The organism is Streptomyces sp. NPDC042371 (assembly GCF_056437465.1).
The window spans coordinates 23,454-37,060 of record NZ_JBWKAP010000025.1 but is presented as its reverse complement, the minus strand read 5'-3'; the positions used below and the strand labels follow the sequence as shown (position 1 = coordinate 37,060).

Annotated in this window: 16 protein-coding genes; 7 read left to right on the top strand and 9 right to left on the bottom strand. The window is 70.3% G+C overall.

Annotation, left to right across the window (positions count from 1 at the left end):
• Positions 1-136: 136 nt before the first annotated feature.
• Positions 137-1,351 carry a phosphoserine phosphatase SerB gene (gene serB, locus AC068B_RS40445; RefSeq protein WP_478676454.1) on the top strand — a complete coding sequence of 405 codons (1,215 nt, stop codon included), beginning with the start codon at positions 137-139 and terminating at the stop codon, positions 1,349-1,351.
• A 94-nt stretch (positions 1,352-1,445) separates the two neighbouring features.
• Here the strand turns inward: serB and AC068B_RS40440 are convergent, their stop codons facing one another.
• The 4 genes from AC068B_RS40440 to AC068B_RS40425 form a co-directional block, all read right to left on the bottom strand.
• Entirely contained in the window at positions 1,446-1,964 is a 519-nt protein-coding gene (locus AC068B_RS40440) for a SixA phosphatase family protein (RefSeq protein ID WP_478676453.1), read from the bottom strand.
• A gap of 91 nt (positions 1,965-2,055) precedes the next feature.
• Positions 2,056-2,268: a hypothetical protein gene (locus tag AC068B_RS40435; protein ID WP_356268502.1), complete on the bottom strand. Its 213-nt coding sequence runs from the start codon at positions 2,266-2,268 to the stop codon at positions 2,056-2,058.
• 191 nt (positions 2,269-2,459) lie between these two features.
• Positions 2,460-2,576 (bottom strand): SGM_5486 family transporter-associated protein, encoded by a 117-nt coding sequence (locus AC068B_RS40430; protein ID WP_107059069.1) that lies wholly within the window; start codon positions 2,574-2,576, stop codon positions 2,460-2,462.
• 43 nt (positions 2,577-2,619) lie between these two features.
• Entirely contained in the window at positions 2,620-3,924 is a 1,305-nt protein-coding gene (locus AC068B_RS40425; protein ID WP_478676452.1) for a CynX/NimT family MFS transporter, read from the bottom strand.
• A gap of 113 nt (positions 3,925-4,037) precedes the next feature.
• On the opposite strand from AC068B_RS40425, the gene AC068B_RS40420 reads away from it, so the two are divergent.
• Entirely contained in the window at positions 4,038-4,754 is a 717-nt protein-coding gene (locus tag AC068B_RS40420) for a FadR/GntR family transcriptional regulator (RefSeq protein WP_478676451.1), read from the top strand.
• Here the strand turns inward: AC068B_RS40420 and AC068B_RS40415 are convergent.
• From AC068B_RS40415 to fabG, 3 genes are all read right to left on the bottom strand, one after another.
• Positions 4,738-5,055 (bottom strand): hypothetical protein, encoded by a 318-nt coding sequence (locus tag AC068B_RS40415; protein ID WP_478676465.1) that lies wholly within the window; start codon positions 5,053-5,055, stop codon positions 4,738-4,740. The two genes, AC068B_RS40420 and AC068B_RS40415, sit on opposite strands and share 17 nt — an antisense overlap.
• Positions 5,056-5,200: 145 nt before the next feature.
• Entirely contained in the window at positions 5,201-5,962 is a 762-nt protein-coding gene (gene fabI, locus AC068B_RS40410) for an enoyl-ACP reductase FabI (protein WP_055566510.1), read from the bottom strand.
• Between the two features lie 4 nt (positions 5,963-5,966).
• Complete coding sequence (fabG, locus tag AC068B_RS40405; RefSeq protein ID WP_356268497.1) at positions 5,967-6,686, bottom strand: 3-oxoacyl-[acyl-carrier-protein] reductase; 720 nt, start codon at positions 6,684-6,686, stop codon at positions 5,967-5,969.
• Between the two features lie 186 nt (positions 6,687-6,872).
• On the opposite strand from fabG, the gene AC068B_RS40400 reads away from it, so the two are divergent.
• From AC068B_RS40400 to tyrS, 3 genes are read left to right on the top strand one after another with little or no spacing between them, the layout of a single operon-like run.
• Positions 6,873-8,396, top strand: coding sequence for a TldD/PmbA family protein (locus tag AC068B_RS40400; protein WP_478676450.1), 1,524 nt, complete (start codon positions 6,873-6,875; stop codon positions 8,394-8,396).
• Entirely contained in the window at positions 8,393-9,787 is a 1,395-nt protein-coding gene (locus tag AC068B_RS40395) for a metallopeptidase TldD-related protein (RefSeq protein ID WP_478676449.1), read from the top strand. Before AC068B_RS40400 ends, AC068B_RS40395 begins: the two co-directional genes overlap by 4 nt.
• A gap of 57 nt (positions 9,788-9,844) precedes the next feature.
• Positions 9,845-11,110 carry a tyrosine--tRNA ligase gene (gene tyrS, locus AC068B_RS40390; RefSeq protein WP_478676448.1) on the top strand — a complete coding sequence of 422 codons (1,266 nt, stop codon included), beginning with the start codon at positions 9,845-9,847 and terminating at the stop codon, positions 11,108-11,110.
• Between the two features lie 86 nt (positions 11,111-11,196).
• Here the strand turns inward: tyrS and AC068B_RS40385 are convergent, their stop codons facing one another.
• Complete coding sequence (locus AC068B_RS40385; RefSeq protein ID WP_478676447.1) at positions 11,197-11,472, bottom strand: GlsB/YeaQ/YmgE family stress response membrane protein; 276 nt, start codon at positions 11,470-11,472, stop codon at positions 11,197-11,199.
• 225 nt (positions 11,473-11,697) lie between these two features.
• Between AC068B_RS40385 and AC068B_RS40380 the strand changes: the two genes are divergently transcribed.
• Positions 11,698-12,084 carry a DUF3099 domain-containing protein gene (locus AC068B_RS40380; RefSeq protein ID WP_356268488.1) on the top strand — a complete coding sequence of 129 codons (387 nt, stop codon included), beginning with the start codon at positions 11,698-11,700 and terminating at the stop codon, positions 12,082-12,084.
• Positions 12,085-12,271: 187 nt separating this feature from the next.
• Positions 12,272-12,496, top strand: coding sequence for a hypothetical protein (locus tag AC068B_RS40375; RefSeq protein ID WP_468560697.1), 225 nt, complete (start codon positions 12,272-12,274; stop codon positions 12,494-12,496).
• Positions 12,497-12,505: 9 nt separating this feature from the next.
• Here AC068B_RS40375 and moaA read toward each other — a convergent pair whose 3' ends face one another.
• Positions 12,506-13,513 (bottom strand): GTP 3',8-cyclase MoaA, encoded by a 1,008-nt coding sequence (gene moaA, locus AC068B_RS40370; protein WP_356268484.1) that lies wholly within the window; start codon positions 13,511-13,513, stop codon positions 12,506-12,508.
• Positions 13,514-13,607 lie beyond the last annotated feature (94 nt).

The following is a 13,607-nucleotide window of genomic DNA, read 5'->3' as shown; positions in this document are numbered from 1 at the left end:
GGAATCCGCCGCGATGCGGCGATACAGCAACCCAACGAGCCAGCAGACCGTAGGCACCAAGCCAGGGAACAACGGATGTCCGGCACTCGGACCGCAGGACACCCGCGCCAGGAGGGCGGATACCGTAGGGATCACCATGAGTGCTTCGCAGCCCCCTCAGCCCGCCGACATCCCGACGCTCCTCGTCAAGATCTTCGGCAAGGACCGCCCCGGCATCACCGCCGGACTCTTCGACACCCTCGCCGCCTACTCCGTCGACGTCGTCGACATCGAGCAGGTCGTCACCCGTGGCCGGATCGTGCTGTGCGCGCTCGTGACCGAGCCGCCCGCCGGTCTGGAGGGCGACCTGCGGGCCACCGTCCACAGCTGGGCGGAGTCCATGAAGATGCAGGCCGAGATCATCTCCGGCATCGGCGACAACCGGCCGCGTGGCCTGGGGCGTTCGCTCGTGACCGTCCTCGGCCACCCGCTGACCTCCGAGTCGACCGCCGCGATCGCCGCGAGCATCACCGCCACCGGCGGCAACATCGACCGCATCTTCCGGCTCGCCAAGTACCCGGTCACCGCCGTCGAGTTCGCGGTGTCCGGCACCGAGACCGAGCCGCTGCGCACCGCCCTGGCCATAGAGGCCGCGCGGCTCGGCGTGGACGTCGCCGTAGTCTCGGCGGGCCTGCACCGCCGCGCCCAGCGCCTGGTCGTGATGGACGTCGACTCGACGCTCATCCAGGACGAGGTGATCGAGCTCTTCGCGGCGCACGCCGGATGCGAGGAAGAGGTCGCCGAGGTGACGTCGGCCGCGATGCGCGGCGAACTGGACTTCGAGCAGTCGCTGCACGCCCGCGTCGCGCTCCTCGCGGGCCTGGACGCCTCGGTCGTGGACAAGGTCCGCTCCGAGGTCAGGCTCACTCCGGGTGCCCGCACGCTCATCCGCACCCTCAAGCGCCTTGGCTACCAAGTGGGCGTCGTCTCGGGCGGGTTCACTCAGGTCACCGACGATCTGAAGGAACGTCTCGGCCTCGACTTCGCCCAGGCCAACACCCTGGAGATCGTCGACGGCAAGCTCACCGGCAAGGTGACCGGCGAGATCGTCGACCGTGCGGGCAAGGCCCGGCTGCTGCGCCGTTTCGCCACGGAGGCCGGGGTCCCGCTGGAGCAGACCGTCGCGATCGGCGACGGCGCGAACGACCTGGACATGCTGAACGCGGCGGGGCTCGGTGTCGCCTTCAACGCCAAGCCCCTGGTCCGCGAGGCAGCGCACACCGCGGTGAACGTCCCCTTCCTGGACACCGTCCTCTATCTCCTCGGCATCACCCGCGAAGAGGTCGAGGCGGCGGACACGCACACGGACTGACCACCCCGCGCGCAGCGCGTACGTCGATCGCATACGTCAAAGGGGCCCGGCACCACTGTGGTGCCGGGCCCCTGACGGTGGACGGGGAGAGGAACTACTCGGACGGCGCCCAGTAGTCGACGAGGGTGGCCACGCCGGGCTCGAGCGCCTTCCACGAACCGGCGTACGTCAGAACGGCGAAGGCCGCGGTCGGGAAGCCCCTGCGGTTCAGCCTCGTTCTGGCGTCACCCTCGGAGTCCCCCGCGAGGACGTCGGCCAGACCCTGGACGCCGGGGTTGTGGCCGATCAGGACGAGGTTCTGCACGTCGTCCGGGATTTCGTTGAGCACGGCGATCAGCTCGCCGGGAGAGGCTTCGTACAACCGCTCCTCGTAGACGGTCTTCGGTCGCTGCGGCAGCTCCTGGACGGCGAGCTTCCACGTCTCGCGAGTCCGGGCGGCGGTCGAGCAGAGGGCCAGGTCGAAGGCGCTGCCGCTGTCGGCCAGCTTGCGCCCGGCGACGGGGGCGTCCCGGCGTCCGCGCTCGGCGAGCGGCCGCTCGTGGTCGGCAACCTGCGGCCAGTCGGCCTTCGCATGCCGGAAGAGGACAATCCTGCGGGGTTCTGCGACGCTCATGCATCCCAGCTTCGCATGAAACGCGCCACGGGGCGCAGGGAGTTGGCGCGGTCCCCCGGCGCGGGTGACGGAGCCTGCGGGAGCGGGGTCATCAGGCCGTGCGCAGGATCATCGTCTGTATGCGCTCCAGGAGGTTGGTGATCACCGGCTCGCTGGTCGCCGCGTGTGCGTCCGCCGGGTTCAGGATCAGCAGGAGCAGGGACGCGAAGGCGACGGCGGGAAGGGCGATCGCCCACCAGGGGAGCTGGACCTCGATGCTGCCCGACTTCGCCGGGTCGCGCAGGGTGTGCGATCGGGCCGACATGCCGCCTCCGTGGTCCTCGAGTGGTCGTGTCCGCGTCTTCGCGGCCACAACTCGAAGTTAGGCGATCGGCGACCCTCAACCCATCCGGAGATCCACCCACTTGACCCTGACACTGACCCCCTAGGGGATGGTGGGGCTAGCCCCACCATCGCTCCGTCGGGGGCCGGTTCACGGCAGGACGGTGCAGGCGGTCACGGCGAGGCGATGGAGGCGATGATGCCGATGATCACGGTGATGGCCAGCATCGCGCCGAGCACGATGAGCAGCTTCTTCTGGCCGTTCTGAGGGTTCGGATCGAGGACGGGCATACGGTCAGTCTCGCACCCTTTGCCCGTCCTCCCTCCGGCGGGGTCAGGCGGCCGCGGCCTTGGCGGCCACCTCGTCCTCGACCGTGCGGTTGCGGCCCGCGAGGGTGCCGATGACGATCTGCGGCACCATGAGGCCCGCCATGAGCGCGAGGGGCAGTCCCCAGCCGCCGCTGTGCTGGTAGAGCACGCCCACCAGGAGCGGGCCCGGGATGGAGATCAGATAGCCCGTGCTCTGCGCGAAGGCGGACAGCTTGGCCACGCCCATGCTGCTCTTCGCGCGCATCCCGACCATGGTGAGGGCGAGCGGGAAGGCGCAGTTCGAGATGCCGAGCAGCAGCGCCCAGGCCCAGGCGCCGCCCGCGGGCGCGAGGTAGAGGCCCGCGTACCCGGCGAGACCGCAGGCGCCGAGGACGATCACGACCGGGCCCTGGTTGGTCAGGCGCGTGGCGACCCGCGGGATGACGAACGCCAGGGGCACGCCCATGGCCATCGTGACGGCGAGCAGAACGCCCGCCTGGCCCGCGGGGACACCGGCGTCGCGGAAGATCTGCGGCATCCAGCCCATCGTGATGTACGCGGCGGTGGCCTGGAGGCCGAAGAACACGGCGAGCGCCCAGGCGGTGCGGCTGGAGGTGATGCGCAGCCCGTCGTCCTCGCGTCGCACGGCGGCGCTGACGTGCTCCGGCACCGCGGCGGCCGTGCGGCTGCGGTCGCGGACGAGCGGGATCCAGGGGATGACGGCGACGACGGCGAGCAGGGCCCACACGGCGAGGCCGGACTGCCAGCGTCCGCCGAGGCCGTCGGTGACGGGCACGGTGAGGGCGGCCGCCAGGGAGGTGCCGAGTGCGAGCGCCATCGAGTACAGGCCGGTCATCGAGCCGACCCGGTCGGGGAACCAGCGCTTGACGATGACGGGCATCAGGACGTTGCTGACGGCGATGCCCGCGAGGGCGAGGGCGGTGGCGGCGAGGAAGCCCGCGACGCCCCCGACGAAGGGCCGGAGCACCAGTCCTGCGGCGATGGCGACCATGCCGACGCAGACCACGGCGCTGGGCCCGAAGCGCTTGGCCAGGCGGGGCGCCATCACGCCGAAGATCGCGAAGCAGAGGGGCGGTACGGAGGTGAGCAGGCCCGCGAGGGTGCCGCTCATGCCGAGGCCGTCGCGCACCTCTTCGAGGAGGGCGCCGAGGCTGGTGATGGCCGGGCGGAGGTTCATGGCCGCGAGGACGATGCCGACGATGACGAGGCGCGTCGCCCACGCGCGCGTGGGGGCCTGTTTCTCCGGCGCCTCGGTGGGTGCGGGGGCTGTCGCTGTCGGGGTCATCGTCGGGGTTTTCTCACTAGCCATGGAGCCATCATAGAATCATGGGATGATTGGCTGTCCAATCCGATTACGTCACACTGCTCATCCGCACCGCTCATCCACAGGGCTCACCCCCAGGCCACGCACGAAGGAACGTCATGCCGCTGACCACCCCTCGCCGTTCCGCACTCTCCGAACAGGTCATCTCCGAGCTGCGCAACCAGATCTCCTCGGGCGAGTGGCCGGTCGGTTCCCGCATCCCCACCGAGCCGGAGCTGGTCGATCAGCTGGGCGTGGCCAGGAACACGGTCAGGGAGGCCGTGCGCGCCCTCGCGCACAACGGCCTGCTCGACATCCGGCAGGGCTCGGGGACCTACGTGGTCGCGACGAGCGAGCTCGCGGGCGTGATGCAGCGCAGGTTCGCCGACGCGGACCCGCGGCACATCGCCGAGCTGCGCAGCACGCTGGAGTCCAGCGCCGCCAAGCTCGCCGCCGAGCGCCGCACCGAGCGCGACCTCAAGCAGCTCGACGCGCTGCTGGTGCGCCGCGAGGAGTGCTGGGCGTCCGGGGACACCGAGGCGTTCGTGACGGCCGACGCGACGTTCCACATGGCCGTCGTCGCCGCCTCGCACAACGACGTCATGACGGCGCTCTACGCGGACCTCGGCGAGGTGCTGCGGGACTGGCTGCGCGAGGACATCGGCGAGGAGCTGACGCCCGAGGCGCACATGGACCACACCCGGCTGGTCGACGCGATCCGTGTGGGCGACGCGGAGGCCGCAGCCACGGAGGCGGCGGGCTACCCCTTCATGTGCCGCCCGGAGCGGCTCAGCAAGGGCGACGGCAGGGACCGGGCGCTCACTTCTGGTGGCTGACCCAGACCGAGCGGACCGCTTTCCAGCACCGCCCCGTGAGCCGCACCGTCATCGCGGGCCCCGCCTCGACGGGCCGGGAGTCGGTATCGATGTCCCACCACTGGTCGCACTCCACGTGGAGGCGGACCCGGTCGGTCTCGGGGTAGGGGTTGTGGCAGTACGCGACGACCTGGGAGCCCGCGACACCGGTGCGGCACTCCGAGCCGAAGGGCCGGGGTTCCTCCTCCTCCGCGCGCGCGGAGGAGGGACCCTGCGGCACGCCGCTCGGCGCGGCGACCACAAGAGCGAGAGCCACGAGCACCGCACCGGTAAGACGCACACTTCAGAGTGCGCGGCACTCCCCCGTCGCCGCCCGGCCAGGGGGCCGAACGGGTGAGGCCCCGCCACCCGCGCGCTGCGGGGGACGGGGCCTCGAAAACGTACCCACTGCCGGGGCGAGTGCCTGGTCAGGCACCCATCATGTGCACGCCGCCGTCGACGTGGATGATCTCGCCGGTGGTCTTCGGGAAGAAGTCCGAGAGCAGGGCGACGACACCGCGGCCCGCGGGCTCCGGGTCGGCCATGTCCCAGTTCAGCGGGGAGCGGGAGTCCCAGACCTCCGCGAGCTCGCCGAAGCCCGGGATGGACTTGGCGGCCATGGAGCCGAGCGGCCCCGCGGAGATCAGGTTGCAGCGGATGTCCTCCTTGCCCAGGTCGCGGGCGAGGTAGCGGCTGGTGGCCTCCAGGGCGGCCTTGGCCGGGCCCATCCAGTCGTACTTCGGCCAGGCGTACTGCGCGTCGAAGGTGAGGCCGACGACCGACGCCCCGCCCTCGAAGAGCGGGCGGCAGGCCATGGTGAGCGACTTCAGGGAGTACGCCGAGACGTGCATCGCCGTCGAGACGTCCTCGAAGGTCGCCTCAAGGAAGTTGAAGGCACCCTGCGGCGCGAAGCCGATGGAGTGCACGATGCCGTCGAGGCCGCCGAGCTCCTCCTTCACGACGCCCGCGAGGCGGTCCAGGTGCTCCTGGTTGGTCACGTCGAGCTCGATGACCTTGGCGGGCTTGGGGAGCTTCTTGGCGATGCGCTCGGTGAGCGTGGGCCGCGGGAAGGCGGTCAGGATGACCTCGGCGCCCTGCTCCTGGGCCACCTTGGCCGCGTGGAAGGCGATCGAGGCCTCCGTCAGCACACCGGTGACGAGGATGCGCTTGCCGTCGAGAATTCCGCTCATGTGATCAGTGACCCATGCCCAATCCGCCGTCAACGGGGATGACGGCTCCAGTGATGTAAGAAGCGTCGTCCGACGCGAGGAACTTCACCGCGGCGGCGATCTCCTCGGGCTGCGCGTAACGGCCGAGCGGCACCTGAGAGACGATGCCCTCACGCTGCTCGTCCGTCAGCACCTTGGTCATGTCGGTGTCGACAAAACCGGGGGCGACGACGTTGAAGGTGAGGTTGCGCGAACCGAGCTCGCGGGCGAGGGAACGCGCGAAGCCGACCAGACCCGCCTTGGAGGCGGCGTAGTTCGCCTGTCCGGCGCCGCCCGTCAGGCCCACGACCGAGGAGATGAGGACGACGCGGCCCTTCTTGGCGCGCAGCATGCCGCGATTGGCACGCTTGACGACGCGGAAGGTGCCGGTGAGGTTGGTGTCGAGGACGGACGTGAAGTCCTCCTCGGTCATGCGCATCAGGAGCTGGTCCTTGGTGATGCCCGCATTGGCGACCAGGACCTCGACGTTCCCGTGCTTCTCCTCGATCTCCTTGTAGGCCTGCTCCACCTGCTCGGCGTCGGTGATGTCGCACTTGACGGCGAGGACACCGGCGTCGGTGAGGAGCTTCGGCGGCTCACCCGAGCGGTAGGTGATCGCGACCTTCTCGCCGGCGTCGGCGAAGGCGCGGGCGATGGCGAGGCCGATGCCCCGGTTTCCTCCGGTGACGAGAACCGAGCGGCTCAACGGATCACCCTTTCGATAGCGGTCTGGTACCTCGAAAACCTATCGGTACCTGTCGCGATACGGAGAATCGACGACCGACAGTGGCGAAGAGGACTCCCTGTCGGATCCCTACAGAAAACCCTGGCCGCCGGGGCGTCGGGCGCGACATGATCGGACCTGACCGGAGCCGAAAGCAGGGAGACATCCGTGCCTCATTCCATCGATGAAGCCTTCACGGCACTGCCGCTGCGGGCTCTCGCCGACGCCGCGCTCGCCCGCGCGCGGGCGCTCGGCGCCGACCACGCGGACTTCCGCCTGGAGCGGGTGCGCAGCGCGTCCTGGCTGCTGCGCGACGCCAGACCGGCGGGCACCTCCGACACCACCGACCTCGGATACGCGGTCCGGGTCGTGCACGGCGGCACCTGGGGCTTCGCCTCGGGCGTCGACATGACGATGGACGCGGCGGCGCGCGTCGCCTCCCAGGCCGTCGCGATGGCGAAGCTGTCCGCGCAGGTCATCAAGGCCGCGGGCGCCGACGAGCGCGTCGAGCTGGCGCAGGAGCCGGTGCACGCCGAGAAGACCTGGATCTCCTCGTACGAGATCGATCCGTTCGCCGTGCCGGACGAGGAGAAGGCGGGGCTGCTCGCCGACTGGAGCGCGCGGCTGCTCGCCGCCGACGGGGTCACGCACGTCGACGCCTCGCTGCTCACCGTGCACGAGAACAAGTTCTACGCGGACACGGCGGGGACGACGACCACGCAGCAGCGCGTGCGGCTGCACCCGCAGCTGACCGCGGTGGCCGTCGACGGTTCGACCGGTGAGTTCGACTCGATGCGGACGATCGCGCCGCCGGTCGGCCGCGGCTGGGAGTACCTCACGGGGACCGGCTGGGACTGGGAGCGGGAGCTCTCCGAGATTCCCGAGCATTTGGCGGAGAAGATGCGGGCGCCGAGTGTCCGGGCGGGCGCGTACGACTTGATCGTCGATCCGTCCAACCTCTGGCTGACGATCCACGAGTCCATCGGCCACGCCACCGAGCTGGACCGCGCGCTGGGCTACGAGGCGGCGTACGCGGGCACGTCGTTCGCCACCTTCGACCAGCTCGGCAAGTTGGCGTACGGCTCCTCGCTGATGAACGTGACGGGCGACCGGACGGCCGAGCACGGGCTCGCGACGATCGGGTACGACGACGAGGGCGTGGCGGGCCAGTCCTGGGACCTGGTCAAGGACGGCACGCTGGTCGGGTACCAGCTGGACCGGCGCATCGCCAAGCTCACCGGCTTCGAGCGCTCCAACGGCTGCGCGTACGCCGACTCCCCCGGCCACGTCCCGGTGCAGCGCATGGCGAACGTGTCGCTCCAGCCCGACCCCGGCGGGCTCTCCACGGAGGACCTGATCGCGGGCGTCGACCGCGGGATCTACGTGGTCGGTGACCGGTCGTGGTCCATCGACATGCAGCGCTACAACTTCCAGTTCACGGGACAGCGCTTCTACAAGATCGAGAACGGCCGCCTCGCCGGGCAGCTGCGCGACGTCGCCTACCAGGCGTCGACCACCGACTTCTGGGGCTCGATGGCCGCGGTCGGCGGCCCGCAGACGTACGTCCTCGGCGGCGCCTTCAACTGCGGCAAGGCCCAGCCCGGCCAGGTCGCCGCGGTCTCGCACGGCTGCCCGTCCGCCCTGTTCCGGGGCGTGAACATTCTGAACACCACGCAGGAGGCCGGTCGATGAGCCGCAGCGCCACCAAGCCGCACGAGATCGTCGAGCGCGCCCTCGAACTGTCCACCGCGGACGGCTGTGTCGTGATCGCCGACGAGGAGTCGTCGGCGAACCTGCGGTGGGCGGGCAACGCCCTGACCACCAACGGCGTGACCCGCGGCCGCACCCTCACCGTCATCGCGACCGTCGACGGCAAGGAAGGCACCGCCTCCGGTGTCGTGACGCGCGCGGCCGTGACAGCGGACGACCTGGAGCCGCTGGTGCGGGCCGCCGAGGAGGCCGCGCGCGGGGCGGGGCCCGCCGAGGACGCGCAGCCGCTGGTGACCGGCACGGCGGCCTCCGCCGACTTCACCGAGGCGCCCGGCGAGACGTCCTCCGCGGTCTTCGCGGAGTTCGCCCCGGCGCTCGGCGAGGCGTTCGCCCGGGCCCGCGCGGGCGGGCGTGAGCTGTACGGCTTCGCGAACCACGAATTCGTGTCGAGCTACCTGGGTACGTCGACGGGGCTCCGCCTCCGGCACGACCAGCCCAACGGCACCCTGGAGCTCAACGCCAAATCGCCCGACCGCACCAAGTCTGCCTGGGCGGGACGCGCCACCCGCGACTTCAAGGACGTCGACCCGGCCGCCCTCGACACCGAGCTCGCCCAGCGCCTCGGGTGGGCGCAGCGGCGCATCGACCTGCCCGCCGGGCGGTACGAGACGCTGCTGCCGCCGACCGCCGTCGCGGACCTGCTGATCTACCAGCTGTGGCAGTCGTCGGCCCGCGACGCCGCCGAGGGCCGCACGGTGTTCTCCAAGCCGGGCGGTGCCACGCGCCTGGGCGAGCGGCTCGCCGAGCTGCCGCTGACGCTGCGCAGCGACCCGCACGAGCCGGGCCTGGAGTCGGCGCCCTTCGTGCTCGCGCACGCCTCGGGCGGCGACGCCTCGGTCTTCGACAACGGCCTGCCGCTGACCGCCACCGAGTGGATCCGCGCCGGTGAGCTCGCTCACCTCGCCACCAGTCGGCACAGCGCGGAGCTGACCGGGCTCCCGGTGACACCGGCCGTCGACAACCTCGTCCTGGACGGCGGCGGCGACCGCACGCTGGACGAGATGGTCGCGGCCACCGAGCGCGGGCTGCTGCTGACCTGCCTCTGGTACATCCGCGAGGTGGACCCGGCGACGCTGCTGCTCACCGGGCTGACCAGGGACGGCGTGTACCTCGTCGAGAACGGCGAGGTCGTGGGCGAGGTGAACAACTTCCGGTTCAACGAATCGCCCGTGGACCTGCTCGGGCGGGCCTCCGAGGCGGGCCGCACGGAGAAGACGCTGCCGCGCGAGTGGGGCGACTACTTCACCCGGGCCGCGATGCCCGCGCTGCGCGTCCCGGATTTCAATATGAGTTCGGTCAGCCAGGGCGTATAACCTCGGACCCTGCACCTACGTGCAACGTCTAAGCACACCCAAGGAGACACGAGACCCGTGACGGACATCGTCGACGAGCTGAAGTGGCGCGGGCTTTTCGCCCTGTCCACCGATGAAGACGCACTGCGCAAGGCGCTCGCGGACGGTCCCGTCACGTTCTATTGCGGCTTCGACCCGACCGCGGCGAGCCTGCACGTCGGGCATCTCGTGCAGGTTCTCACCGTCCGTCGGCTCCAGCAGGCGGGGCACCGCCCGCTGGCGCTGGTGGGCGGGGCCACGGGCCAGATCGGCGACCCGCGGCCGACCGCGGAGCGCACCCTGAACGACCCGGAGACGGTCGCGAACTGGGTGGCCCGGCTGCGCTCGCAGATCGAGCCCTTCCTGTCCTTCGAGGGCGAGAACGGCGCGACGATGGTGAACAACCTCGACTGGACCGCGGGCCTGTCCGCGATCGAGTTCCTGCGCGACATCGGCAAGCACTTCCGCGTGAACAAGATGCTGACCAAGGACTCCGTGGCCCGCCGCCTGGAATCCCAGGAGGGCATCTCGTACACGGAGTTCAGCTACCAGCTCCTCCAGGGCATGGACTTCCTCGAGCTCAACCGGCGGTACGGCTGCACGCTGCAGACCGGCGGCAGCGACCAGTGGGGCAACCTCACGGCGGGCATCGACCTGATCCACCGCCTGCAGCCGGACGCCACGGTCCACGCGCTCGGCACCCCGCTGATGCTCAAGTCGGACGGCACCAAGTTCGGCAAGTCCGAGGGCGGCGCCGTCTGGCTCGACCCGGCGATGACGACGCCGTACGCGTTCTACCAGTTCTGGCTGAACACGGACGACCGGGACATCTCGACGTACATGCGGATCCTCTCCTTCAAGTCCCGCGAGGAGCTCGAGGAGATCGAGAAGCAGACCGAGGAGCGTCCGCAGGCGCGGGCCGCGCAGCGTGCGCTCGCCGAGGAGCTGACCACGCTGGTGCACGGCGCGGACCAGTGCGCCGCGGTGATCGCCGCGTCCAAGGCGCTCTTCGGGCAGGGCGACCTGGCCGAGCTGGACGAGGCGACGCTGGCCGCCGCGCTCTCCGAGCTGCCGCGCGTCGAGGTCGCCGAGCTCGGCCCGGTCGTGGATCTGCTCGCCGAGGTCGGCCTGGTGGCGAGCAAGTCCGCCGCCCGGCGCACGGTGAAGGAGGGCGGTGCCTACGTGAACAACGTGAAGGTCGCCGCCGAGGACGCCGTCCCGGCCCGCGATGAGCTGCTGCACGGGCGGTGGCTGGTGCTGCGCCGCGGCAAGAAGAACCTGGCGGCGGTCGAGGTCACCCGATAGTCGTACCCGCACGTGAAAGAGGGGCCGGTCCACCAGGACCGGCCCCTCTTCGCGTCCTCGCGTCTTCGCGTCCTCGCGCGAGGCGGCTATGCCCTGCGTTTGTTGCCTCGGACCATCGTGTACGCCGCGTCACCGAGGCCGACGACGACGAGCGCCGCGACCAGCTGGAGCGCATGGCGGCCCCAGTCGATGCCCTTGGTCTCATTGATGCCGAACTTCGTCGCGAGCCAGTTGCCGAGGACCGCGCCGATGATGCCGAACACCGTGGTCAGCCAGAGCGGACTGTGCTGCTTGCCGGGCAGGATCGCCTTGGCAATCAGACCCAGCACGAATCCCACGATGATTGCCCACAACCAGCCCATAGCTGCCTCCTAGTCGGCTCTACACGAGCGTTACCGCCAGTGTCGACCCGTCCTCCATACGGCGCATGTCGGGCACCTCCATACGTGGCACGGCGCAGGCAGGGCACCGAGGTGAAGGCTCCCCCGGTCTCGTAGGCGGCGCAGCCGCGGCGTAACGTTGACCGGGCCGGACCGGGGCGCTCGACCAGGGAGAGTCCGGCACAGCGGACAGGGCGGTGGAACGTGATGCGGAAGCAGAGCAGCGGCCAGGTCTTCCGGATCACTGGGGCCCGGCAGGGTCTCGCGGAGGACGTGCGGGGCAGGCAGCGGCGTTATGTGATCTCTATGTCGGTCCGGACGGTGTCCGTGGTGGCCGCCGCGGTGCTGTGGAACGTCGAGCGACACGTCGCCCTCGTCGCACTGGTGCTCGGCATCCTCCTGCCGTACATCTCCGTCGTGATCGCCAACGCGGGCCGGGAGACGCCCCCTTCGCTGCCGTCGACGTTCACACCCGCTCCTTCTCGGCCAATGCTGGCGCCGCCCGCCGCGGCCGCCGCCGCGGAATCCGTCCCGGAAGATCCCCTGGGGCCCGCGTACGACCAGCGGCGCGGCAGTTCAAGCGGACAGAACTGACCGTCGACGTTGCGCCAAGCTCAAGAAAACCTCAGATCAATCATGTAGTTCCGGTGCCAGTAGCCGGGTCCCCCATGACATACTTCGTACGCGCTCCGCATCCCCCGTCGGAGCGACAGACCGACGCCGGGCAGCTCCCCCCGTGGCTGCTCGGCGTCGCCTTGTTTGCAGCACTTTGGACGCGACTGTGAGTGACGAAAACCCGATCTGTTCCGCCAAGGGCTGCCGCGTCGACGCGGTCTGGGTGCTTGCCTGGAACAACCCCAAGATCCACACCCCGGAGCGGCGCAAGACGTGGCTCGCGTGCGACGAACACCGCGAGCACCTCTCCCAGTTCCTGGGCGTACGCGGCTTCCTGAAGGACGTCGTGCCGCTGGCGGAGTGGCAGGCGCGCGAGACCCCGGACGCCTAGGGCCCTGCCCTAGCCGCCGATGGCCGACATCGGGCGCTCCGGCTGCAGGAACGACGGGTCGTCCAGGCCCGAGCCCGCCTTCTTGCCCCACATCGCGAGCTTCCAGATGCGGGCGATGGCCTCGTCCGAGCCGTCCGTGCTGTCTTCGGGAGCTGCACGCAGCGCCCCGCGCAGGTCGGTCTCCTCGGTGGCGAACAGGCAGGTGCGCACCTGGCCGTCGGCCGTCAGCCGGGTCCGGTCGCAGGCCGAGCAGAACGGGCGGGTGACGGAGGCGATGACGCCGACGCGGTGCGGGCCGCCGTCCACGATCCAGCGCTCGGCGGGTGCCGAGCCGCGCTCCTTGGAGCCCTCTTCGGTGAGCTCGAAGCGGGTGCGCAGGGACTGCAGAATGTCACCCGCGGTGATCATGCCGTCGCGCTTCCAGCCGTGCTGGGCGTCCAGGGGCATCTGCTCGATGAACCGCAGTTCGTAGTCGTTCTCCACGGCCCAGGCGAGCAGGTCGGGGGCCTCGTCGTCGTTCAGGCCCGGCATCAGGACGGTGTTGACCTTGACCGGGGTGAGGCCCGCGTCGCGGGCGGCTTCGAGGCCTTCCAGGACGTCCTTGTGGCGGTCGCGGCGGGTGAGCGTCTTGAAGACGTCGGGGCGCAGTGTGTCCAGGGAGACGTTGACCCGGTCGAGGCCTGCCGCCTTGAGTGCCTTGGCGGTGCGCTTGAGGCCGATGCCGTTCGTCGTCAGGGACATCCTGGGGCGGGGCTCCAGCTGGGCGCAGCGCTCGACGATGCCGACGAGACCGGGGCGCAGCAGCGGCTCGCCGCCGGTGAAACGGACCTCGGTGATGCCGAGCTGGGTGACGGCGATGCGCACGAGACGCACGATCTCGTCGTCCGTGAGCAGGTCGGGCTTGGCCAGCCACTGCAGGCCCTCTTCCGGCATGCAGTACGTACACCGCAGATTGCAGCGATCTGTCAGTGACACGCGCAGGTCAGTGGCTACACGGCCATAGGTGTCGATGAGCACTGCGGCCCCTCCCCGGCGGTTGGATGCAGATGGAACCGACTTGTTGTTCCAACTGCTTTCGACCTTACGTCAGACCTCTGACAACGCCATGGGC

What these genes read in the sequence shown, in the direction of transcription:
- AC068B_RS40440 (WP_478676453.1), bottom strand. Translation starts at nt 1,964, where the DNA reads ATGAGCGTCGCAGAACCCCGCAGGATTGTCCTCTTCCGGCATGCGAAG.
- AC068B_RS40420 (WP_478676451.1), top strand. Translation starts at nt 4,038, where the DNA reads ATGCCGCTGACCACCCCTCGCCGTTCCGCACTCTCCGAACAGGTCATC.
- AC068B_RS40430 (WP_107059069.1), bottom strand. Translation starts at nt 2,576, where the DNA reads ATGCCCGTCCTCGATCCGAACCCTCAGAACGGCCAGAAGAAGCTGCTC.
- AC068B_RS40395 (WP_478676449.1), top strand. Translation starts at nt 8,393, where the DNA reads ATGAGCCGCAGCGCCACCAAGCCGCACGAGATCGTCGAGCGCGCCCTC.
- fabI (WP_055566510.1), bottom strand. Translation starts at nt 5,962, where the DNA reads ATGAGCGGAATTCTCGACGGCAAGCGCATCCTCGTCACCGGTGTGCTG.
- AC068B_RS40425 (WP_478676452.1), bottom strand. Translation starts at nt 3,924, where the DNA reads ATGGCTAGTGAGAAAACCCCGACGATGACCCCGACAGCGACAGCCCCC.
- AC068B_RS40435 (WP_356268502.1), bottom strand. Translation starts at nt 2,268, where the DNA reads ATGTCGGCCCGATCGCACACCCTGCGCGACCCGGCGAAGTCGGGCAGC.
- serB (WP_478676454.1), top strand. Translation starts at nt 137, where the DNA reads ATGAGTGCTTCGCAGCCCCCTCAGCCCGCCGACATCCCGACGCTCCTC.
- AC068B_RS40385 (WP_478676447.1), bottom strand. Translation starts at nt 11,472, where the DNA reads ATGGGCTGGTTGTGGGCAATCATCGTGGGATTCGTGCTGGGTCTGATT.
- AC068B_RS40380 (WP_356268488.1), top strand. Translation starts at nt 11,698, where the DNA reads ATGCGGAAGCAGAGCAGCGGCCAGGTCTTCCGGATCACTGGGGCCCGG.